Source organism: Mesorhizobium sp. WSM4808, from assembly GCF_055811675.1.
In genome coordinates this window covers 1-21,240 of record NZ_JBVVQX010000004.1, presented here as the reverse complement: position 1 = coordinate 21,240, position 21,240 = coordinate 1, and the positions used below count along the sequence as shown (strand labels likewise).

20 protein-coding genes and 1 tRNA gene are annotated in these 21,240 nt (G+C 63.5%); 9 read left to right on the top strand and 12 right to left on the bottom strand.

Annotated elements, in window-relative coordinates; all coding sequences use genetic code 11:
- The first annotated feature begins 32 nt into the window (after positions 1-32).
- A complete protein-coding gene (locus AC0L2U_RS07855; RefSeq protein WP_128363813.1) occupies positions 33-779 on the top strand; it encodes an SDR family NAD(P)-dependent oxidoreductase in 747 nt (248 codons plus the stop codon).
- A 14-nt stretch (positions 780-793) separates the two neighbouring features.
- Here AC0L2U_RS07855 and AC0L2U_RS07850 read toward each other — a convergent pair whose 3' ends face one another.
- The 6 genes from AC0L2U_RS07850 to AC0L2U_RS07825 all read right to left on the bottom strand — a co-directional run bounded on the left by AC0L2U_RS07850 (position 794) and on the right by AC0L2U_RS07825 (position 7,760).
- Positions 794-1,699: a dihydrodipicolinate synthase family protein gene (locus AC0L2U_RS07850; RefSeq protein WP_473601706.1), complete on the bottom strand. Its 906-nt coding sequence runs from the start codon at positions 1,697-1,699 to the stop codon at positions 794-796.
- A gap of 11 nt (positions 1,700-1,710) precedes the next feature.
- Complete coding sequence (gene araD, locus AC0L2U_RS07845; RefSeq protein ID WP_128363811.1) at positions 1,711-3,423, bottom strand: L-arabinonate dehydratase; 1,713 nt, start codon at positions 3,421-3,423, stop codon at positions 1,711-1,713.
- A 14-nt stretch (positions 3,424-3,437) separates the two neighbouring features.
- A complete protein-coding gene (locus AC0L2U_RS07840; protein ID WP_127395339.1) occupies positions 3,438-4,217 on the bottom strand; it encodes an SDR family oxidoreductase in 780 nt (259 codons plus the stop codon).
- A gap of 15 nt (positions 4,218-4,232) precedes the next feature.
- Positions 4,233-5,183 (bottom strand): L-arabinose ABC transporter permease AraH, encoded by a 951-nt coding sequence (araH, locus tag AC0L2U_RS07835; protein ID WP_027039818.1) that lies wholly within the window; start codon positions 5,181-5,183, stop codon positions 4,233-4,235.
- Between the two features lie 10 nt (positions 5,184-5,193).
- Positions 5,194-6,705, bottom strand: a complete 1,512-nt coding sequence (gene araG, locus AC0L2U_RS07830; protein WP_127395338.1) for an L-arabinose ABC transporter ATP-binding protein AraG — start codon at positions 6,703-6,705, stop codon at positions 5,194-5,196.
- Positions 6,706-6,770: 65 nt separating this feature from the next.
- Complete coding sequence (locus AC0L2U_RS07825) at positions 6,771-7,760, bottom strand: arabinose ABC transporter substrate-binding protein (protein ID WP_027039820.1); 990 nt, start codon at positions 7,758-7,760, stop codon at positions 6,771-6,773.
- 200 nt (positions 7,761-7,960) lie between these two features.
- Between AC0L2U_RS07825 and AC0L2U_RS07820 the strand changes: the two genes are divergently transcribed.
- Complete coding sequence (locus AC0L2U_RS07820) at positions 7,961-8,707, top strand: FadR/GntR family transcriptional regulator (protein ID WP_473601705.1); 747 nt, start codon at positions 7,961-7,963, stop codon at positions 8,705-8,707.
- Positions 8,708-8,715: 8 nt separating this feature from the next.
- Positions 8,716-9,864, top strand: coding sequence for a galactonate dehydratase (gene dgoD / locus AC0L2U_RS07815; protein ID WP_127267760.1), 1,149 nt, complete (start codon positions 8,716-8,718; stop codon positions 9,862-9,864).
- A 190-nt stretch (positions 9,865-10,054) separates the two neighbouring features.
- On the opposite strand, the gene AC0L2U_RS07810 is transcribed toward dgoD, so the two are convergent.
- Both AC0L2U_RS07810 and AC0L2U_RS07805 read right to left on the bottom strand, forming a co-directional pair.
- Positions 10,055-10,130 (bottom strand) — tRNA-Ala (locus AC0L2U_RS07810).
- 172 nt (positions 10,131-10,302) lie between these two features.
- Positions 10,303-10,692 (bottom strand): TIGR02300 family protein, encoded by a 390-nt coding sequence (locus AC0L2U_RS07805; protein WP_013528180.1) that lies wholly within the window; start codon positions 10,690-10,692, stop codon positions 10,303-10,305.
- A 206-nt stretch (positions 10,693-10,898) separates the two neighbouring features.
- Here AC0L2U_RS07805 and aroA point away from each other — a divergent pair, with 206 nt between their 5' ends.
- The 4 genes from aroA (at position 10,899) to rpsA (ending at position 15,139) form a co-directional block, all read left to right on the top strand.
- Positions 10,899-12,257 (top strand): 3-phosphoshikimate 1-carboxyvinyltransferase, encoded by a 1,359-nt coding sequence (aroA, locus tag AC0L2U_RS07800; protein ID WP_127395335.1) that lies wholly within the window; start codon positions 10,899-10,901, stop codon positions 12,255-12,257.
- 3 nt (positions 12,258-12,260) lie between these two features.
- Positions 12,261-12,494, top strand: coding sequence for a hypothetical protein (locus AC0L2U_RS07795; RefSeq protein WP_128364102.1), 234 nt, complete (start codon positions 12,261-12,263; stop codon positions 12,492-12,494).
- 88 nt (positions 12,495-12,582) lie between these two features.
- Entirely contained in the window at positions 12,583-13,233 is a 651-nt protein-coding gene (gene cmk, locus AC0L2U_RS07790; RefSeq protein ID WP_128364103.1) for a (d)CMP kinase, read from the top strand.
- Between the two features lie 208 nt (positions 13,234-13,441).
- Positions 13,442-15,139: a 30S ribosomal protein S1 gene (gene rpsA, locus AC0L2U_RS07785; protein WP_013528183.1), complete on the top strand. Its 1,698-nt coding sequence runs from the start codon at positions 13,442-13,444 to the stop codon at positions 15,137-15,139.
- A gap of 104 nt (positions 15,140-15,243) precedes the next feature.
- On the opposite strand, the gene AC0L2U_RS07780 is transcribed toward rpsA, so the two are convergent.
- The 4 genes from AC0L2U_RS07780 to AC0L2U_RS07765 form a co-directional block, all read right to left on the bottom strand.
- Entirely contained in the window at positions 15,244-15,951 is a 708-nt protein-coding gene (locus tag AC0L2U_RS07780; RefSeq protein ID WP_236383291.1) for an SDR family NAD(P)-dependent oxidoreductase, read from the bottom strand.
- A gap of 185 nt (positions 15,952-16,136) precedes the next feature.
- Positions 16,137-17,714 (bottom strand): 5-guanidino-2-oxopentanoate decarboxylase, encoded by a 1,578-nt coding sequence (locus AC0L2U_RS07775; protein WP_292631151.1) that lies wholly within the window; start codon positions 17,712-17,714, stop codon positions 16,137-16,139.
- A complete protein-coding gene (locus tag AC0L2U_RS07770; RefSeq protein ID WP_236383290.1) occupies positions 17,711-18,358 on the bottom strand; it encodes a TetR family transcriptional regulator C-terminal domain-containing protein in 648 nt (215 codons plus the stop codon). Before AC0L2U_RS07770 ends, AC0L2U_RS07775 begins: the two co-directional genes overlap by 4 nt.
- Positions 18,355-19,227, bottom strand: a complete 873-nt coding sequence (locus AC0L2U_RS07765; protein WP_473601704.1) for a dimethylarginine dimethylaminohydrolase family protein — start codon at positions 19,225-19,227, stop codon at positions 18,355-18,357. Before AC0L2U_RS07765 ends, AC0L2U_RS07770 begins: the two co-directional genes overlap by 4 nt.
- 213 nt (positions 19,228-19,440) lie before the next feature.
- Between AC0L2U_RS07765 and AC0L2U_RS07760 the strand changes: the two genes are divergently transcribed.
- The gene (locus tag AC0L2U_RS07760) at positions 19,441-20,256 is read left to right on the top strand and encodes an ABC transporter ATP-binding protein (protein WP_473601703.1); all 816 of its coding nucleotides are present in this window, start codon (positions 19,441-19,443) and stop codon (positions 20,254-20,256) included.
- A gap of 54 nt (positions 20,257-20,310) precedes the next feature.
- Positions 20,311-21,111, top strand: coding sequence for a transporter substrate-binding domain-containing protein (locus AC0L2U_RS07755; RefSeq protein ID WP_023811511.1), 801 nt, complete (start codon positions 20,311-20,313; stop codon positions 21,109-21,111).
- Positions 21,112-21,240: the final 129 nt, after the last annotated feature.

Here is a 21,240-nt window from a genome sequence, read left to right as displayed (position 1 = left end):
GGAAGTAGCTCAAACGGAAAGAACCGCTCGACATGAACAGGATCGATCTTGACGGCCAGCACGCTGTGGTCACCGGCGGCGCCCAGGGCCTCGGCTTTGCGATGGCCAGACGTTTCGTCGCCTCCGGCGCGACGGTAACCTTGTGGGATCTCGATGAGGCCCGCCTCGAAACCGCCAAGAAGGAACTCGGCAACGCCGCCACGACGGAGATCGTGGACGTCGCCGATTGGGCGTCGGTGGACGCGGCGCGCGCCAGGACCGAAGAGCTGGCCGGCAAGATTTCCATTCTGGTCAATTCCGCCGGAATTGCCGGCCCGGCCGCCCCGCTCGACGTCTACGACATCGAGACGTGGAAGAAGGTCATCGATGTCAATGTGAACGGCACGTTCTACGTCAACCGCGCCGTGGTTCCGGGAATGAAGGAGCGCAATTACGGGCGCATCGTCAACATAGCCTCGGTGGCCGGCAAGGAGGGAAACCCGAACGCATCAGCCTATTCGGCCTCGAAGGCGGCGGTCATCGGCTTGACCAAGTCGCTCGGCAAGGAGCTGGCGCAGTACGACATCGCGGTGAACTGCATCTCGCCGGCCACGGCGCAGACGCGCATCCTCGAACAACTGACGCCGGAGCATATCGAATATATGCGCTCGCGCATTCCGCGCGGCCGCCTGCTGGAGGTCGACGAAGCCGCGGCGATGGTCGCCTGGCTCGTCTCCAAGGAGAACAGCTTTACAACCGCCTCCACGTTCGACCTGTCGGGTGGACGGACGACCTACTGAAAGGCAGTTGCCGTTCAGCCAGGCAACCGACCCAGACCAATCGCAAAGCGCTCCACCATTGCGAGGCCAGGCTCGCCTGGCCGCATCGCCGGAGCCCGGTCATGTACCGGGATGCCGGCGCGGGCGCCGAACAGCCGCTTGCCGTAACAGACCAAGCTCTCGATGCCTTGCATGACGAAGACGGCAGCCGGCAATATTCTTGCATATTCAGCCTCGGCCGTGACTTCGTCTCCGGCGCGGAACGCATGATAGGCGCGCACGGCATAGTCGGCGCAATCCGGCGCCAGGATCATGCCGCGGCAACCGATGCGGAAATTGTCGATCAGTTCCAGGCCGCCGCGTCCGTTGAAAACCGGTATCCGGCCTTCGGTGCGCTCGATCAGCCCGGCGATGTCGGTGACCGGACCTTCGCCCTTGATCAGCCTTATGTTGGGATGAAGCGTGACGAGTTCGCGGATTTCGTCCGATGAAAGGCCGCGCCCGAAAAAGGCCGGCGCGTTCTGGATCGCCACCGGCAGGTCGGTCGCCTCGGCGACGCGGCCGAAGAACTTGATGTATTCCGGCGCACCATAGGATCCGGCTGGCGGCGGCTGCAGGATCACCCAATCCGCTCCGACGCTTTCGGCATGGCGAACCTGCGCCACCTGCTCAGCCACAGAAGAACCGAAGATGGTGAAGGCGAGCGGCACTTTTCCGGCGGTGTCTTCCGCCGTCCAGTCCATGATCGTCCGACGCTCGGCCTCGGTCAGCTTGGCGACTTCCGTTGCCAGGCCGAGCGCCGCCATGCCGTGCACGCCGGTCGCCAGGCAGATCTCGACCTGCCGACGCATCGCCGCGCGGTCCAGCTGTTCGTTCACGTCAAAGAGCGCGTAGAGAATGGCGTTAATGCCGTGGAAATCGTCAGGCCGGAAATCAGGCATGCTGGTCGGCCTCAATGGCTTTCGCGTGGAATGGCATGGCCACGGCATCCGAGGAGAAAATCGAGGTCGGCGCCGCGATCCGCCTGCAGGACATGGTCGACGTAGAGACCCTGATAGCCGCCGCGCATAGCCGGCTGCGGCGGAGCCCAGGATGTCCGCCGCTTTGCGAGCTCCTGTTCTGACACGTCGAGATGCAGCTTCCTCGCTTCGACATCGAGCTCGATGAAGTCGCCGCTCCTGACCAGCGCCAGCGGGCCGCCGATAGCGGCTTCGGGTGCGGCATGCAGAACGACAGTGCCGAAGGCGGTACCGGACATGCGGGCGTCGGAGATGCGGATCATATCGCGGACGCCTTGCTTCAGCAGCTTCCGAGGCAGCGCCATGTTGCCGACTTCGGCCATGCCAGGATAGCCTTTCGGCCCGCAATTCTTCAGCACCATGATCGACGCATCGTCGATGTCCAGCAAGGGATCGTCGACGCGCGCCTTGTAGTCGTCGATGTCCTCGAAGACGACGGCGCGGCCGCGATGCTTCATCAGCGCTGGCGAGGCGGCGGACGGCTTGATGATCGCACCGTCGGGCGCCAGATTGCCGCGCAGCACCGCAATGCCGCCCTGCGGCGTGAGCGCTTTGTCGCGCGGGCGGATCACCTCCGGATTGTAGTTTTGGGCATCACTGATGTTGTCGCGCACGGTCTTGCCGCTGACGGTCAGCGCGTCGAGATCGAGCAGATCGGCCATCTCCTTCATGACGGCCGGAATGCCACCGGCGTAGCAGAAATCCTCCATCAGAAAGCGGCCGGATGGCATCAGGTCGAGGATGGTCGGCACGTCGCGGCCATATCGATCCCAATCGTCCAGCGTCAACTCGGTGCCGACACGGCCGGCGAGGGCCAGGAGATGCACGACCGCATTGGTCGAGCCGCCGATGGCGCCATTGACGCGGATGGCGTTGGCGAAGGCCGCCTTCTTGAGGATGACCGACGGGCGCAAATCCTCATTGACCATCTCGACGATGCGCCGTCCGGTCATGCGGGCGATGCGGCTGCGGCGCGCATCGACAGCCGGATAGGCGGCGTTGCCGGGTAGCGCCAGGCCGAGCGCTTCGACCATCGAGGCCATCGTCGAGGCCGTGCCCATGGTCATGCAGTGGCCGGGCGAGCGCGACATGGCGCTCTCGGCATCGGCGAAATCCTGCTCGCTCATCACTCCAGCGCGAACGTCTTCCGAAAACTTCCACACATCGGTGCCGGAACCGATCTCCCGGCCCTGGAAGCGGCCATTGAGCATCGGACCGCCTGAGATGACGATCGACGGCAGGTCGCAGGAAGCCGCGCCCATGACCAGCGACGGCGTGGTCTTGTCGCAGCCGGCCATCAGCACAACGCCATCCATGGGATTGCCGCGGATTGCCTCCTCGACATCCATCGAGGCGAGGTTGCGAAACAGCATCGCCGTCGGCCGCAGATTGGACTCGCCGCAAGAGAAGACCGGGAATTCGAGCGGCAGGCCGCCGGCTTCCAGCACGCCCGCCTTGATATGCTCGATCAGGCCGCGGAAATGCACGTGGCAAGGCGTGAATTCGGAGAATGTGTTGCAGATGCCGATCACCGGGCGGCCGTCGAAAGCATCATCGGGCAGGCCGTTGTTCTTCATCCAGCTGCGGTGGATGAAGGCATCCTTGCCCAGCCCGCCGAACCACTGCTGCGATCGTCTCTTGGTCATGGTCTTTCCGGCGTTCAGGCGGGATGCTGGAGCTGGCTCAGTCCACCGTCGACGACGAGCGTGGCCGCGTTCATGAACGGGCACTCGTCGGAAATCATGAACACCGCGGCAAGCGCGATCTCGTGCGCCGTGGCGATGCGGCCGCCGGGGTGCAGTGCCATGGTGTTGGCGCGTGCTGTGGCCGGGTCGGCAAAGCTGTTCCAGTAATCGATCGCCTTCTGCGTCTCGACATAGCCCGGCGCCAGCGCGTTCACGCGCACGCCTTGCGCCGCATATTCGAGTGCCAGCGATTTGGTCAGGCCGAGCAGCGCGTGCTTGGCGATCGGATAGGGGAAGGTATGCGGGATGATGGTGAAGCTGTGCGTCGAGGCGATGTTGAGGATGGCGCCGCCGCCGCTCGCGATCATGCCCGGCAGCACCGCCTTGCTGCAGTTCCAGGCTCCCTTGACGTTGACGTCGAAGTTGCGGTTCCACTCTTCCTCGGTCGCCTCGAGAGGCGTCGAGAACACATTGACCCCGGCATTGTTGATCAGCGCGTTGATCGGGCCGATCTCGGCAGCCGCTTGGCTGACGGCAGCCGCAATCCCGGTGCTGTCGCTTATGTCGGCCGCAACATGTCCGACATGGCCTTGCGGTGCGGCAAGGCCGGCGACTGCCTTGTCCAGCAGTGCGGCATCGCGGTCGACCAGGAACAGTTTTGCGCCTTCGGCCAAACAGGCTTCGGCGATGGCAAGCCCGATGCCTTGCGCTGCACCCGTCAGGAAGATGCGTTTGCCGGAAAGGCGCTCAGCCATTTTTGTTCCTCCAGCCTATCGCCGACCCAGTGCCGATGAGCGCAGATTGTCGAGCAGCACGGCTAGCAGCAAAATAACGCCGCGCACGATGTACTGGTAGAAGGCCGGGATGTTGAGCAGGTTCATGGCGTTTTCGGCGATTCCCATGATCAGCACGCCGACGATGACGCCCGACATGGTGGCGCGGCCGCCGGCGAGCGAAACGCCGCCGAGCACGCAGGCCGAAATGACCGAGAGTTCCAGCCCGACCGCCGCGTTGGGCTGGCCCGAGGTGATGCGCGACGCCAGCAGGATGCCGGCGATACCGCAGACGACGCCTTGCAGCGCAAAAATCCAGATGCGCGTCCGGTCGACATTGACGCCGGCAAGCCGCGAGGCCTCCGGATTGCCGCCGATGGCCAGCGTGTTCTTGCCGAAGACGGTCCGGTTGAGGACGAAGCCGAAGATGCAAAACAGGATGGCAAGCACCCAGACCGGCGTCGGTATGCCGAGCAGTTTCGAGAGCGCCAGCTGATAGAAATCCGGGCTGTTGATGCCGACGGCGCGGCCGTCGGACGCGATCAGCGCAAAGCCGCGCACGATCTGCATGGTGGCCAGCGTCGTGATCAGCGCGTTGATGCGAAATTTGGCGATGACAACGCCGTTGATGAAGCCGACGAAAGCGCCGCAGGCGATTGCCGCCAGCAGGCCAAGCAGGATCGAGCCGGTGTAATTCGAGGCCATCACAGCGACCATGCCGGCAAAGGCGACGATCGAACCGACCGACAGGTCGAAGTCGCGCGCGGCGAGGCAGAACATCATGGTGCAGGCGACGATACCGACGGTGACCACCGACTGCAGCAGGCCGAGCATGTTGCGGTCCGTAAGGAAGTTCGGCACCAGAGCCGACACCAGCGCGAAGGCGACGACAAAGATGACGACGAGGCCCTGTTCGCCGAGCAGGATTTTTTTCAACTGGTCGGTCATGCCAAAGTCCTCAGGATGCGATCGCGTCGGGGGTTTTCTGATCGGGCAGAGCGGCGGCCAGGATCGCCCTTTCGGCGAACTGGTCGCGGGTGAGTTCAGCGCTGACGCGGCCACCGCACATCACCAGAATACGGTCGCAGATGCCCATCACCTCCGGCAGTTCGGACGAGACCACGACGATCGCCATGCCGTCCTGCGCAAGCTGGTAGAGCAGTTCGTAGATTTCCGATTTGGCACCGACATCGATGCCGCGCGTCGGCTCGTCGACAATGAGCACCCGCACGCCCTGTTCGGACAGCCAGCGGCCGAGGATGACCTTCTGCTGGTTGCCGCCGGAGAGGTTGATGATGTCCTGCTTGCGCGACGGCGTGCGCACCTTCAGCTTCTTGATAAAGGTCTCGGCCGTGGCGATCTCGCTGGCGCGGTTGAGCACGCCGAAGCGTGTGTGATGGCGCCGCGACGAGATGTTGATGTTCTCCTCGACCGAGCGCCCCTGGATGATGCCGTCATGCTTGCGATCCTCCGAGCACAGCACGATGCCGGCCCGGATCGTGCCACGCGGATCGGTGGCGCGAACCAGCTTGCCGTCGACGGTGATGGTGCCGCCCGAACGCGGATCGGCGCCATAGACCAACCGCATCAGCTCCGAGCGCCCGGCGCCGATCAGGCCGAAGAAGCCGACGATCTCGCCTGCCCTTGCCTCGAAACTGGCCGGTGTCTGCAGTTTGGGGCCGCTGAGAGCGTCGACCTTCAGGCGGACATCGCCTGTTTTTCGTGCGCGAAAACCCCAGATATCCGAAATCTCGCGGCCGACCATCTCCGCGACGACCTGATCGCGGGTGACGCCTTTCAGCGACGCGTGGTGCGCCGCGAGCTTGCCGTCGCGCAGCACGGTCAAGCTGTCGCAGAGCCGGAACACCTCGTCGAGCCTGTGCGAGACGTAGATGATGACCTTGCCCTCGCTGCGCAGGCGATTGATCAGGGCAAACAGGATTTCGCTTTCGCGCGAGGACAGTGACGAGGTCGGTTCGTCCAGCGCAATAACGCGTGCGTCGAGCATGACCGCCTTGGCGATCTCGACCATCTGGCGTTCGCCGATCGACAGCGTCTTGACCTTGCGGCGCATGTCGATGTCGATACCGGCCGATTTCAGCTTGGCGCCGACGTCGTCCAGCATCCGGCGGCCGGCGATGATGCCGGCGTTGGCGGGGAAACGACCTAGGCTGAGGTTTTCGGCAACGGTGAGTTCAGGAACGAGTTGCAGTTCCTGATGAATGACAATGACGCCATTGTCGAAGGCATCCCGGGTCGAGGTATAGGCCTGAACCCTGCCGTCAATGCGGATCTCACCCTGATCGGCATGCTGGTCGCCGGAGAGGATCTTGATCAGGGTGGATTTGCCGGCGCCGTTCTCGCCCATCAGGCCATGCACGGCGCCTTTGTCGACGCCGAACGAGACGTCCGACAGCGCCTTGACGCCCGGATAGGTCTTGGTGATGTGCGAGAAGTCGAGAAAGGACACGAGCCGATCCTTTTGAGCCATGACAAACAGGCGGCGGGATGAGCCGCCTGTTTGTACAGGGAGGATTATTCGATGCCGAGGCCCTGGCGGACCTTCTGGTAGTCGTCGCGCTTGGCGAGTGCACCCGAAGTCAGGATCAGCTTCTCCGGTTCCTTGTTGTTGGCAACCCAGTCATACATGTTGAGCGCCGTCTCGTAGCCATGACGCTTCGGCGAGATGATCACGGTGCCGACGAAGCCGGTGGCGGTCGGCTTCTTGAACTCGTTGATCGCGGAATCCGCGCCGCCAATGCCAACGCCGATCACGCTGTCAGCGGGGATGCCGACGCTTTCGGAAGCACGCACTGCGCCGAGCACCGCCTCGTCGTTGAGACCGAAGGAGACCCACTTCTTGATGTCGGCATGCGCGTTGAGTACGACAGTCGCCGCATTGAGGGCAGCTTCCGTGTCGGTCTTGGCCTGGGGGGCGTCAAAAATGTTCTCGGCCTTGAAGCCGTTTGCCTTCAGCACCGAGATGGCACCTTCGACGCGGTCGACCGCGGTCGGCAGCTGGTCGTAGGAGACGCGGATGGCGCCGACCTCGTCGGCCTTCCAGCCGCGTGCCTTCATTTCGTCGACGATCGCCTGGCCGACGGCTTCGCCGATCTTGGTGGCCGAAATGCCCATATGCGGCACGTCTTCCAGCGCCTTGCCGTCGGCGCCGACCAGACGGTCGTCGACAGTCATCAGCTTGAGATTGTTGGCGGCGGCCTTGGCGACGATGCCGGGGCCAAGCTTCACGTCCGGTGTGCAGACGATGAAGCCCTGAGCGCCCTGGGCGCCGAGATTGTCGATCGCCGACATCAGCTTCTCACCGTCCTCGGCGCCGATCTTGACCAGGGTAAAGCCCTTCTCCTTGGCGGCCTGGTCGGCGAACTTCCATTCATCCTGGAACCACGGCTCCTCGGGCTGTTTGACGATGAAACCGATTTTGGTGTCCTGAGCATATGCAGCGATGGTCGTGACGGACAGCACGGCAAGCGCGCCCGCGACGAGCGCGGTCTTCAAAAGTCGCATGATTACCTCCCAGCGATAGACCGGGCGCTCAGCCCGGATGCCGGAGTCTCTAATCGCTTTTATCATACTCGTCAATTGATCTGGTATGATAATTAATGTACATGCTCTGACCAGCGATCGCTGGCGCAATCGATCCGCATCCGTTAAGGGCGGACCGGTTGTGCGAAACCAGCGGTTCGCCGCCTTGGAGGAGGGCTGAGGTGACCGAGATTCTGAAAAAAGCCCCGGGAGATACGACCACTCGCCGCCCGCGCGTGATGCCGGATGTGACCAAGGCGATAGCCTCTGACATCTTCTCCGGGCGCTACCCGGCCGGCTCCTCCTTGCCGACCGAAAACGAGCTCGGCGTCGAGTATGGCGTCAGCCGCACCGTGATCCGCGAAGCCCTGAAGGTGCTGGCCGCCAAAGGGCTGGTGCTGTCGCGGCCACGCATCGGCACGATCGTCTGCAACGAGGACGACTGGAACATCATCGACCCGCAGGTGCTCGCCTGGCACGCGCCGCACGCGCTGGACGACAAGCTCTTCGATGCCATCCTCGAAACGCGCCGCGCCATCGAACCGCTGGTCGCAGAACTCGCCGCCACCCGCGCGACGCTGCAGGAAATCGCCGATCTCGAAGCGGCATGGCGAGGCATGGCCGGCGCCGGCGAGGACCTCGCCGCCTTCTCGCGCAGCGACATCGCTTTCCACCAGATCGTCTATGCCGCGAGCCACAACCCGATCTTTCGCCAGATCGGCAATCTCATCGACACCGGGCTGAAATTCTCGCTCGAGGCGACGGCGGTGATTTCGCTCGACCGGCGCATGGAGGCCGTGGCGGCGCACCAGGAGGTGGTCGAGGCGCTGCGCATGCGCGACGCCGAGGCGGCGCGTGGGGCCGCAAACAAGATCCTCGACCTTGCGGCGCGCGACCTCGTCAGCGCCAAGAAACTCAAGAGCAACTGAGACTGCGCATGAAAATCATCTCGCTCACCACCTACATCGTTCCGCCGCGCTGGCTGTTCCTGAAAATCGAGACCGATGCCGGCGTCACCGGCTGGGGCGAGCCGGTCGTCGAGGGCCGGGCACTGACCGTCGAGGCAGCGGTCAAGGAGCTTGGCGATTACCTCATCGGCAAGGATCCCCGCCTGATCGAGGACCACTGGACGGTGATGCACCGCGGCGGCTTCTACCGTGGCGGGCCGATCCTGATGAGCGCCATTGCGGGCATCGACCAGGCACTGTGGGATATCAAGGGCAAGGCGCTCGGCGTGCCTGTGCATGAATTGCTCGGCGGCAAGCTGCGCGACACGATCAAGGTCTATTCCTGGATCGGCGGGGACCGGCCGGCAGAAGTCGCGGCGGGTGCCCGGGAAATGGTTGCGCGCGGTTTCCTGGCGTTGAAGATGAACGGTACCGAGGAGTTGCAGATCGTCGACAGCCACGACAAGATCGATGCCGCTGTCGAACGCGTCGCCATGGTGCGCGAGGCGGTCGGACCCAACATCGGCATCGCCGTCGATTTTCATGGGCGCGTCCACCGGCCGATGGCGCGTGCCCTGGTCAAAGAACTGGAGCCTTACAGGCTGATGTTCATCGAGGAGCCGGTGCTCAGCGAAAACCGCGAGGCGCTGAAGGAGATCGCCGCGCTTGGCTCGACGCCGATTGCGCTCGGTGAGCGGCTCTACAGCCGCTGGGACTTCAAGTCGGTGTTCGAGGAAGGTGTCGTCGATATCATCCAGCCAGACCTGTCGCATGCCGGCGGCATCACCGAATGCCGCAAGATCGCGGCGATGGCGGAAGCCTATGACGTGGCGGTGGCGCCGCATTGCCCTCTCGGGCCGATCGCGCTTGCTGCGTGCCTGCAGCTCGACGCGGTCAGCTACAACTGCTTCATCCAGGAGCAGAGCCTCGGCATCCACTACAATGCCGCCAACGACCTGCTCGACTATGCCGCCAACAAGGATGTCTTCCGCTACGAGGATGGTTATGTCGCCATTCCCGACGGACCGGGCCTGGGTGTCGAGATCGACGAGGACTATGTCAAGGAACGCGCCAAGGAAGGCCACCGCTGGCGCAATCCGGTCTGGCGCCACAAGGACGGCTCCTTCGCCGAGTGGTGATCGGGCTGCCTTTCAGTCTCTAAGCGCTCCATGAACAATGAGGACTTTGTCCGGCGAGCGATCGCTCTCGAGAAATGGCTCGTTCGTTCCGTTGATGGAGGCGCTTTCAGCGGCGTTGCCTGAACTGGCCATCAAGCGCGATGGCCGCAGTGCGGCACATTCATCGGCTGCGAATTGCAGAGGGACTGTTTGGTGGAGCCAATCGGGATCGAACCGACGACCTCTTGAATGCCATTCAAGCGCTCTCCCAACTGAGCTATGGCCCCACTTCCGGCAGTCAACCGGCGCCGTTTCCGGCGAAGAGATCCGGCGCGGGTTGGAGACCGCGCCGTTAGTGCAGGCGGCTTCTAACCCCGCCCTTCTCAGATATCAAGCCTTCGAGAGCCGCTTTTTCTTCACAGGCCTCGAAAGCCCGCAAACGCCCGCTTTCAAGGCCGATCAGACCTCGTCGTCGTCGTCGCCGACGCCGATCATGTCGGCGACATCGTCGTCTTCTTCCTCTTCGTCGGCAAGGAAGGTGTCATCTTCGTCGTCGCCGAGATCGACGTCGTCCTCGTCGTCGCCAAGATCCGGCAGGTCGTCGCCCTTGACGTCCTCATCAGCCTCTTCGAGCGAGACGACCTCAACGCCTTCTTCTTCCTCGGCGTCCACTTCCTTCTCGGCCACTTCCTCTTCCTCCTCGAGAGCGGCAATTTTGCCTTCCTCGAAATAGGAACGCGGATAGGTCTTGCCAGTGTATGGCGAGACGATCGGGTCCTTGTTCAGGTCGTAGAATTTTCGGCCCGTCTCCGGGTCGATACGTTTTGTGCCAAGTTCGGTTTTTGCCACGGCAAGCCTCGTCAATAAAAGAGTGGTCCCCTTAACCACAGTTTGCAGCGCTGTCAAAGCGAAAAGCCGGCGTCACAAAACCATGCATTGAAAGGCCTCGCGTCAGTGACGACCATGGGGGATGACCATTTCGGCCCGCCGTGATACGAGACCGCCGCAACAAATGAAAAGCGCCGGCCTGCCGGCATTCCGTCCAGGGAAATTCCATGTCTCACGCCGCCGCCCCCAAGCCGGCCACCGCCCGCCAATCCCCAGCCCTTTCCGGCATCGCGCGCGTGCCGGGCGACAAGTCGATCTCGCACCGTTCCTTCATGTTCGGCGGCCTCGCCTCCGGGGAGACTCGCATCACCGGCCTGCTCGAAGGCGAGGACGTGATGCGCACGGGTGCGGCCATGAAGGCAATGGGCGCACATATCGAGAAGAACGGCGACGAGTGGGTGATCCGCGGCACCGGCAACGGCGCACTGCTGCAGCCGGAAGGCCCGCTCGACTTCGGCAATGCCGGCACCGGCTCGCGGCTGACCATGGGCCTTGTCGGCACCTATGACATGGAGACGACCTTCATCGGCGACGCCTCGCTGTCGGGCCGGCCGATGGGCCGCGTGCTGGAACCCTTGCGCCAGATGGGCGTGCAGGTGCTGAAGGCGACGCCAGGCGACCGCATGCCGATCACGCTGCATGGACCGAAGCACGCCGCCCCGATCACCTACCGCGTGCCGATGGCCTCGGCGCAGGTGAAATCGGCGGTGCTGCTGGCCGGGCTGAACACGCCGGGCATCACCACGGTGATCGAGCCTGTCATGACGCGCGACCACACCGAAAAGATGCTGAAGGGTTTTGGCGCCAATCTGTCGGTCGAGACCGACGAGCGCGGCGTGCGCCACATCTTCATCGAAGGCCAGGGCAGACTGACCGGCCAGACGATCGCCGTGCCGGGCGACCCATCCTCGGCCGGCTTCCCGCTGGTGGCGGCACTGATTGTGCCGGGTTCGGACATCACAATAGAAAACGTGCTGATGAACCCGACCCGCACCGGCCTGCTTTTGACGCTGCAGGAGATGGGCGGCAAGATCGATATCCTCAACCCGCGCAACGCCGGCGGCGAAGACGTCGCCGATCTGCGCGTGCGTTACTCCGAACTGAAAGGCGTCATCGTGCCGCCCGAGCGGGCGCCGTCCATGATCGATGAGTACCCTGTGCTCGCGGTCGCTGCCAGCTTTGCCGAGGGGGAAACGCTTATGCAAGGGCTGGAAGAGCTGCGGGTGAAAGAGTCCGACCGGCTGTCGGCCGTCGCCAACGGGCTGAAGCTCAACGGCGTCGACTGCACTGAGGGCGAGGCTTCGCTCGCCGTGCGCGGCAAACCGAGCGGCAAGGGCCTTGGCGGCCATCCCAACGGCCAGGGCACCACCGTGCAGACTCACCTCGACCACCGCATCGCCATGAGCTTTCTGGTGATGGGGCTGGCGACGGAAAAGCCGGTGACCATCGACGATCAGGCGATGATCGCGACGAGTTTTCCGGAATTCATGGGGCTGATGAAGGCGCTGGGCGCGGAGATTGGATAGCAAATGTTGCACGACTGGCCAATCCTAGGAGCTTGCCTAGGAGCGGCGTTGGTCCCTTATCTAATTGAGCGTTTTGTTTTCAAAAACCGCGTAGGCATTTTTGCCTTTCTTTTTTGGATTTTGTTACTTCAATTTCTGATGATGTATCTGTCGGTTTACGCAGCCACCCTCCTGGAAAACAACAAATGGGTTTTCCTTGCGGTGCTGATCAAAGGTTCGGTGCAATGGCTTTTGTAACAATTGGCGTCGTACCGTTTATAGCGCTGCCGCTGTCGGTTCTGATTGCCGCGGCGGTGTTGGCATTTCGATTTTTCAGACCAGCCAAATGAGCTCGACCTTCACCATCGCCATCGACGGCCCCGCCGGCGCCGGCAAAGGCACCCTCGCCCGGCGGTTGGCCGACCACTACCGGCTGAACCTGCTCGACACCGGTCTTACCTATCGCGCCGTCGCCTATGCGCTCATCCAGCACGCGCTGCCGCTCGACAATGTCTCGGCGGCTGAAACCGCTGCCCGCCAGGTCGATCTGGCAAGGCTCGACCGGACGGTCTTGTCGGCGCATGCGGTCGGCGAGGCCGCCTCGAAGGTCGCGGTGTACCCGACGGTGCGGCGCATCCTCGTCGAAAAGCAGCGCGACTTCGCCAAGACGCCGCCCGGGGCCGTGCTCGACGGCCGCGACATCGGCACCGTGGTGTGCCCCGACGCCGACATCAAACTCTATGTGACGGCCAGCGCCGAGGTGCGGGCACAGCGCCGGCTGGCCGAGATCGAGAGCATCGGCGGGACCGCTGATTTCACCGAGATCCTCGCCGATATCGTGCGCCGCGACGAGCGCGACATGGGTCGAGCGGACTCACCGTTGAAGCCGGCGGCCGACGCGCACTTGCTTGATACCAGCGAAATGGCTATAGAAGCCGCGTTTCTTGCAGCCATGGCGATCATAGACGACGTGCTGGCCAAGAGAGACAAGGCCTGATCCGGGTTTTCCCTCGTATTTCCGTTGTCGGAGGCGAAGAAAATACCCATATCGGGCACGAACCAGCCTGCCAGCATTCTTCATGCGCCGGAATTGCCGCTTAAAAAGCGGCCCAGGGTTTTTGTAGCCCGGAACGCCGGCAGGCCAACGCAACGCTAACCCACGGCGCCCGTCCCGCTTCTAGATGCGGGGCACTCCAGGAGAAACAATGTCAGCTGCAAATCCCACTCGCGATGATTTCGCGAGCCTGCTCGAAGAATCATTTACCACAGGCCATTCCGGCGAAGGTCAGGTCGTCAAGGGTACGATCACCGCGATCGAAAAGGACATGGCCATCATCGACGTCGGCCTCAAGGTCGAAGGCCGCGTGCCGCTGAAGGAATTCGGCGTCAAGGGCAAGGACACCACCCTCAAGGTCGGTGACACCGTCGAAGTCTATGTCGAGCGCATCGAAAACGCGCTTGGCGAAGCGATGCTTTCCCGCGAGAAGGCCCGCCGCGAAGAGAGCTGGGTTCGTCTCGAAGAGAAGTTCACCAAGGGTGAGCGCGTCGAAGGCGTCATCTTCAACCAGGTCAAGGGCGGCTTCACTGTCGATCTCGACGGCGCCGTGGCCTTCCTGCCGCGCAGCCAGGTCGATATCCGCCCGATCCGCGACGTCTCCCCGCTGATGCACAACCCCCAGCCCTTCGAGATCCTCAAGATGGATCGTCGCCGCGGCAACATCGTGGTGTCGCGCCGTACCGTGCTCGAAGAGAGCCGCGCCGAACAGCGTTCGGAAATCGTGCAGAACCTCGAAGAAGGCCAGGTTGTCGAAGGCGTCGTCAAGAACATCACCGACTATGGTGCGTTCGTCGACCTCGGCGGCATCGACGGCCTGCTGCATGTCACCGACATGGCATGGCGCCGCGTCAACCATCCGACCGAAATCCTCAACATCGGTCAGACGGTCAAGGTGCAGATCATCCGCATCAACCAGGAAACCCACCGCATCTCGCTCGGCATGAAGCAGCTCGAGAGTGATCCGTGGTCCGAGATCGGCACCAAGTTCCCGATCGGCAAGAAGATCAAGGGTACCGTCACCAACATCACCGACTACGGCGCATTCGTCGAGCTGGAGCCGGGCATCGAGGGTCTCATCCACGTTTCGGAAATGTCGTGGACGAAGAAGAACGTGCATCCCGGCAAGATCCTGTCGACGACCCAAGAAGTCGACGTGGTGGTGCTCGAGGTCGATCCGGCCAAGCGCCGCATCTCGCTCGGCCTCAAGCAGACGCTCGAGAATCCGTGGCAGGCTTTCGCCTCGAGCCATCCGGTCGGCAGCCAGGTCGAGGGCGAGGTCAAGAACAAGACCGAGTTCGGCCTGTTCATCGGCCTCGAAGGCGACGTGGACGGCATGGTGCACCTTTCCGACCTCGACTGGACCCGTCCGGGCGAGCAGGTCATCGAAGAGTACAATCGCGGCGACATGGTCAAGGCGCAGGTGCTCGACGTCGACATCGACAAGGAGCGCATCTCGCTCGGCATCAAGCAGTTGGCCAAGGATACGGTCGGCGAAGCGGCGACTTCAGGCGAACTGCGCAAGAACGCGGTCGTCACCTGCGAAGTCATCGGCGTCAAGGATGGCGGTCTGGAAGTGCGGCTGGTCGACAGCGGCATCGAGACCTTCATCAAGCGCTCCGATCTGAGCCGTGACCGCGACGAGCAGCGCCCCGAGCGCTTCACCGTCGGCCAGAAGGTCGATGCCCGCGTCATCGCCTTCGACAAGAAGACCCGCAAGCTGCAGGTCTCGATCAAGGCGCTGGAAATCGCCGAAGAGAAGGAAGCGGTCGCTCAGTACGGCTCGACCGACTCCGGCGCTTCGCTGGGCGACATCCTGGGTGCCGCGCTGAAGAAGCAGGGCAGCTAAGCTTCGGCTGTCTGCCGCGCCTCGCGCGCGGCCTCAACAAAAACCCCGCCGGAGCGATCCGGCGGGGTTTTTCTTTGACTTGACCGACGTGAAGGGTTGGAAGGTTACGCCCTGCCGTAAAGCGGCACCAACGTGCCGCTCATCGCCTGATTGGCCGGCGAGGCAAGATAGGCGATGGCCTCGGCGGCGGCTTCGAGGCTGACCCATCTGGTGACATCGGCATCCGGCATGTCGGCACGGTTTGCCGGCGTATCGAGCGTCGACGGCGCCACGGCATTGACCAGGATGCCCCTGTGCTTCAGCTCTTCGGCCATCGCCACCGTCATCGCGGCAACCGCCGCCTTGCTGGCGGCGTAAGCGACCATACCAGCGCCGCGCCGCGGATCGAGCCCGGCGCGCGCCGTGACGTTGACGATGCGGCCCGCCGTGTCCGACGACAGCATTGAGCGGATCGCGGCGCGGCAGCACAGGAAGGCGGTGCGTGCATTGGTGTCCATCATCTCGGCAAAGGACGCCGACTCGATCTTTTCCACCGGTGCGGCGGTGAAGCCGCCGGCCAGGTGGATTGAGCCCCACAGGCCTGGAACCTGACTGTAGAACGCCTCGACCTTGGCGGGGTCCGAGAGATCGACATTGTGCACCAACTGGACACGGTCATGCGCGGCGAAGGGAAAATGCGCTGGTGCGGCGGCATGGGCATTGGGCACATGGCAGATCGCGCCGTCACTCAGCAGTTTGCCGACAACCGCACCGCCGAGCGCACCGGTCCCACCGGTCACGACGATATGCTTGCCTTCAAGTGTTTCCGTCATCTTGGACGCTCCTGTCATTTTTTTATCGTTAGGTCGTTTCTGTGCCGCCGACGCGAAGCGTCGCGCCTTTTGCCCCGTCACTCAATTGACATCTCGACATGGCAGTTGTCGCGTCTTTGCATGCGTCCGCCCACCGGCCGGCCGCGGTTCAGGGCCGCGAGACGGGAAATACGTAGCACCGTCCTTCAGTCAACCGTGATTTCGATGACGCGCGGCAGTCCGGTGGCCCGGGCGCGCTTCAACGCGTCCGCGAGAGCGTCGATGTCGGCAAGCCGTTCGGCGCCGATGCCATAGGCCTCGGCCAGCTTGCAGAAATCCGGCGGCGCCGGCGATACACCGACCGGCTCGACACCGACATCGAGCATCGAGGTTTCGATCTCGCGGTAGCCTCTGTTATTCCAGACGATGAAGATGACCGGCGCCCGCGCATCGAGCGCGGCGCCCAACTCCGGCAACGTGAACTGGAAGCCGCCGTCGCCGGTCAGGCAGACAACCGGCGCATCGGGTATCGCAAAGGCCGCGCCAATCGCCGCCGGGGGGCCATAGCCGAGCGCACCGAAGCCGGTGGCGGCATTGAACCAGCCGCCTGGGCGGTCGTGGTCGTAATAGAGGTTGGCCGCATAGATCGGCTGCGTCGAATCGCCGACGATGAGCGCGCCCGGCAAGGCGTCGCGGATCATCTCGACGGCGCGCACCTGTGCCTGCAGTGTTGGATTGAGTTCGGCAAAGGCTGCTTCCCGGGCGGCGGCGGCGCGTGTCGGCCCACCTTCGCTTGCCGGGATATGGCCCGTCTGCAGAAGCAGCGCTTCGAGCGCCTCGGCGCAATCGGCCTGGATCGAAACATTTGCCGGGCGGCGGGCAAGCTGGTCGGCGCCGATATCGATGCGGATCAGATTGGCGGGCAGGACAAAGCCGCCATCGCTATAGCCGTCATAGTCAGTCGGGCCGAATTCGGTGCCGGCGGCAATGACCAGGTCGGCATCGGCCATCAGCGCCCGCACTGTCTTCAGGCTGGGACTGGCCGGCACGCAAAGCGGATGACCATGCAGCAGGCCGCGCGCATTGGTGGTCTGGACGACCGGCGCTCCCAGCCGCTCGGCCAGACGCCGCAGTGGCGCTTCGGCGCGTTTGGCGCCGCCGCCGACCAGGATCAGCGGGCGGCGCGCGGCACCGATGAGTTTGGCCGCGCTGGCAATTGCGGCACCTTCCGGCGCGGGTGGGGTCACATTGCTCAGCATGGCAGCGATGCCATCCGCCGACTTGACCATGACGTCGGTCGGGATCTCGATATGCACCGGGCCGGGCCGCGCCGATGAAAACAGGGCAAAGGCCTGCGCCAGGGCACCGGGCAATTCGCCGGCCTCGGTAACGCGCTGCGAAAACAGCGCCACCTTCTCCATCATGCCGCGCTGGTCCGGCAATTCATGCAGATGGCCCAGCCCCTTGCCCAGCGTCGGCGTGGCGTTGACGCCTGATATGACCAGCATCGGTACCGAATCGGCGCGTGCCTGCCCCATGGCGGTGATGGTGTTGGTGAGCCCCGGTCCGGTGATGACAAAGGCGACGCCCGGCTTGCCGCTGGCGCGCGCATAGCCATCGGCCATGAAGCCGGCGCCCTGTTCGTGACGCGGCGTGACGTGGCGGATATTCGAGCGCGCCAGCCCGCGGTAGAGCTCGACCGTGTGGACGCCCGGAATCCCGAACACCGTGTCGACGCCATGCGCTTCAAGCAGCGAGATGAGGGCTTCGCCGAGTGTCGTCATTGGTTTTCCTCCCCGTCCGGCGCGAGGCCTAGTTCGGCCTCGACAGTCTTGATGCCGATCGCCGCCAATTCGCCGGCCGAGAACATCTCGCCGGCCAGGCAGCCTTCGATCCAGAGTCCGTCGATGATCGCATTAATCGCGATGGCATGGTGGCGCAATTGGCTTGCGTCCGGATTGCGCCGTTCGGCGGCGAGCACCTCAGCCACAACCGCCTCCACCTCATTGCGAAAACCAAGGTAGCCTTCGCGGTGGGCGTGGGCCAAGGTCGGATCCGCTCTGGCGCGGCCGATGAAGGTTGCCCAGAGCGAAAACACCCGCGCATCGATGATCGGCGCATTGAGGTTGGCGGTGACGAAAGCCGCAAGGCGCTGGCGAGGCGAGGCATTCTCCATGACCAAAGCCGCTTTCGCCTGCTCGGTCATGCGGCCCATCAGCGCTGCATAGGCTTCCTGCAGCAATTCTTCCTTGCCGGGAAAATAGTGCCGGATCAGCCCAGCGGTGACGCCGGCACGCAATGCGATGGTGCGCAAGGTGGCGCCCTGCAGGCCATGTTCCGCCACGCTGTCCAGAGTGGCCTCGATCAGATCCTGCCGCCGCCGCTCCTCGCCCTCGCGACGGAACCTGCGGCGGGATGGCATATTCATTGGCGCAGGATCGGTCGCGTCAGGCATGTCGGCCCGCCCTCGCAGGCGATGCAGAGCGCATCCGCCTCGAAGATTTCGACCGTGCAGCCGGCGGCTTCCATCGCGGCTTTGGTCTTTGGAAAGCCTGCAACGGCAATGACCTTGTGTGGGCTGGTCGGCAGCACGTTCAGGCTAAGGCCGTTGGAAGCCGCGAACTCTTCGGCGTCGCCTTCGACCAGCCGGATGTTACGCGCCTTCAGCATCTGATAGAACGGGGCCGGCAAAAGCGGTGAATAGACCAGTGCGAGGTCGTCGGCCAGCGGGCTGATCACCGACATCAGATGCAGGCACGCCTCTTCGCCTTGCCACAGCGGCAGATCAAAGCCGTAGACGGAAACGCCCAGCGGCGTCAGCAGGTTGGAAACCTGCTGGATGCCTTCCTGGTTGGAGCGGACACCGCGCCCGATCACCAGCGTGCGGGCATCGACCCATACACAATCACCGCCTTCGACCTGGCCAGGAACCTCGACGCGGCCCAGGATTGGAATACCCAGCCTTCGGTAGGTTTCCTCATGCAGCGAGGGCTCCCTGGCGCGCAACGGCTTGCCCATGGACAGGATTAGCGCGCCGCGATCGGTCATCAGCGACGGGTCGTGCGTGAACACCGAATCCGAAAGTCCATCCGCCGTGTCCTCGATCCATTCGATTTCGGCACCGGAAGCCGCCACCAGTTCAGCAAGGAGCGCGTGCTGCGATGCCGCTTTCGCCGGATTGAAACCCGGGCCATAGTGCCAAGCAGCCCTGTCGGCATTGCGCATGGCGTTGGCCGCCGACCGCATCAGCACGCGGCGCAGCGGCGCCGCCATGGACTGTGATCCGAAAGCGCTCATCGAAGTCCTTTTTCGCTGAAAAAAATCGAGAAAATTTCATGGAAGGCTATTTATACACTTGCACAACAAGCTCGCAAGTGCCGTAATAAGCAGGATTGACGGGCTCGCGCCGTTGGGTCCATGCTGAAGTCTGGAGCGGGGCAGTACAGCGTATATGTTGATTAGCCGGATAGACGTTCGACGAACCGCCACCGATCCTATAGAGGTCACCCAGTGAGCGTGGTGGAAGCTGCCACAGTCCAATCCGGCAAGGCGCAGGACGGCGCCGCCGAAGCCATCCACGTCGAAAACCTGCACAAGAAGTTCGGTGAGCTGCATGTGCTGAAGGGCGTCTCGCTGTCGGCACGCGACGGCGAGGTCATCGCCATCATCGGCGGCTCGGGCTCCGGCAAATCCACCCTGCTGCGCTGCATCAACTGCTTGGAAAATCCGACCAGCGGCATCATTCGCGTCAATGGCGAGGAGATCAAGCTCAAGGCCGACAGCCACGGCCACACCATTCCGGCCGACCGCAAGCAGATCGAGCGCATCCGCTCCAAGCTCGGCATGGTGTTCCAGAACTTCAACCTTTGGAGCCACATGACGCTGATCGAAAACGTCATCGAGGTTCCCGTACATGTGCTTGGCGTCAAGCGCGATGTGGCGATCGGCGAGGCCGAGAAACTGCTCGCCCGTGTCGGTCTGGCCGAAAAGCGCGACGTCTATCCGGCCTATCTGTCGGGCGGCCAGCAGCAGCGCGCGGCGATCGCCCGTGCGCTGGCCATCAATCCGCGCGTCATGCTGTTCGACGAGCCCACCTCCGCACTCGATCCCGAGTTGGTCGGTGAGGTGTTGAAGGTGATCGGCGACCTGGCGCGCGAAGGCCGCACCATGGTGCTGGTCACCCATGAGATGAAGTTCGCCCGCGAGGTCGCGACGCATGTCGTCTATCTCTACAATGGATTGGTCGAGGAAGAAGGCCCGCCCGAGCAGATCTTCGGCGCGCCCAGATCCGAAAGGCTGAAGCAGTTCATCCGCAACATCGGCTAGGACAGGCCGGGACGGAAGAAAACCGGGAACCAACAACAAACTGGGAGTCATGAAATGAAGACCGTTCTGAAGACATTTGCCGCAGCGCTGCTGCTCGGCGTCGCAGCCATGGGCGTGGCCAAGGCCGATCCGGTCAAGATCGGCGTCGCCGCCGAGCCTTATCCGCCCTTCACCTCGCCCGATGCTTCGGGCAAGTGGGTTGGCTGGGAGATCGACTTCATCGATGCCGTCTGCGCCGAGGAGAAGCTCGATTGCGTCATTACTCCGGTCGCCTGGGACGGCATCATCCCGGCACTGACGACCAAGAAGATCGACCTCATCGTCTCCTCGATGTCGATCACCGCCGAGCGCGCGAAGACGATCGATTTCTCGGACAAGTACTATAACACGCCGACCGCGATCATCGGCCCCAAGGACCAGAAATTCGGCTCCGCCCCGGACGACCTCAAGGGTAAGATCGTCGGCGTGCAGGTTTCGACGGTGCACGCTGTCTACGCCAAGAAACATTTTGGCAGCACAGCCTCCGAGATCAAGGAATACCAGACCCAGGACGAAGCCAACAACGATCTTGCCGCCGGCCGCCTCGATGCGGTTCAGGCCGATTCCATCGCGCTTGGCGAGTTCCTGAAATCCGACCAGGGCAAGGCCTGCTGCGACCTGAAGGGCATGGTCGCTCCCGATGACGAAGTGCTCGGACCGGGCGTCGGCGCCGGCGTGCGCAAGGAAGACACCGAACTGAAGGGCAAGATCAACGCCGGCATCAAGGCGATCCGCGCCAACGGCAAATATGACGAGATCTCGAAGAAATACTTCGATTTCGACATTTACGGCGGCGGCGGCGCGCAGTCGAACTGACGATCCTCGCATGAGCCGTGGGGGGGGGGGGGGGGGGGGGGGGGGGGGGCGCGGGCCGGGGGGGGGGGGGGGGGGGGGGGGGGGGGGGGGGGGGGGGGGGGGGGGGGGGGGGGGGGGGGGGGGGGGGGG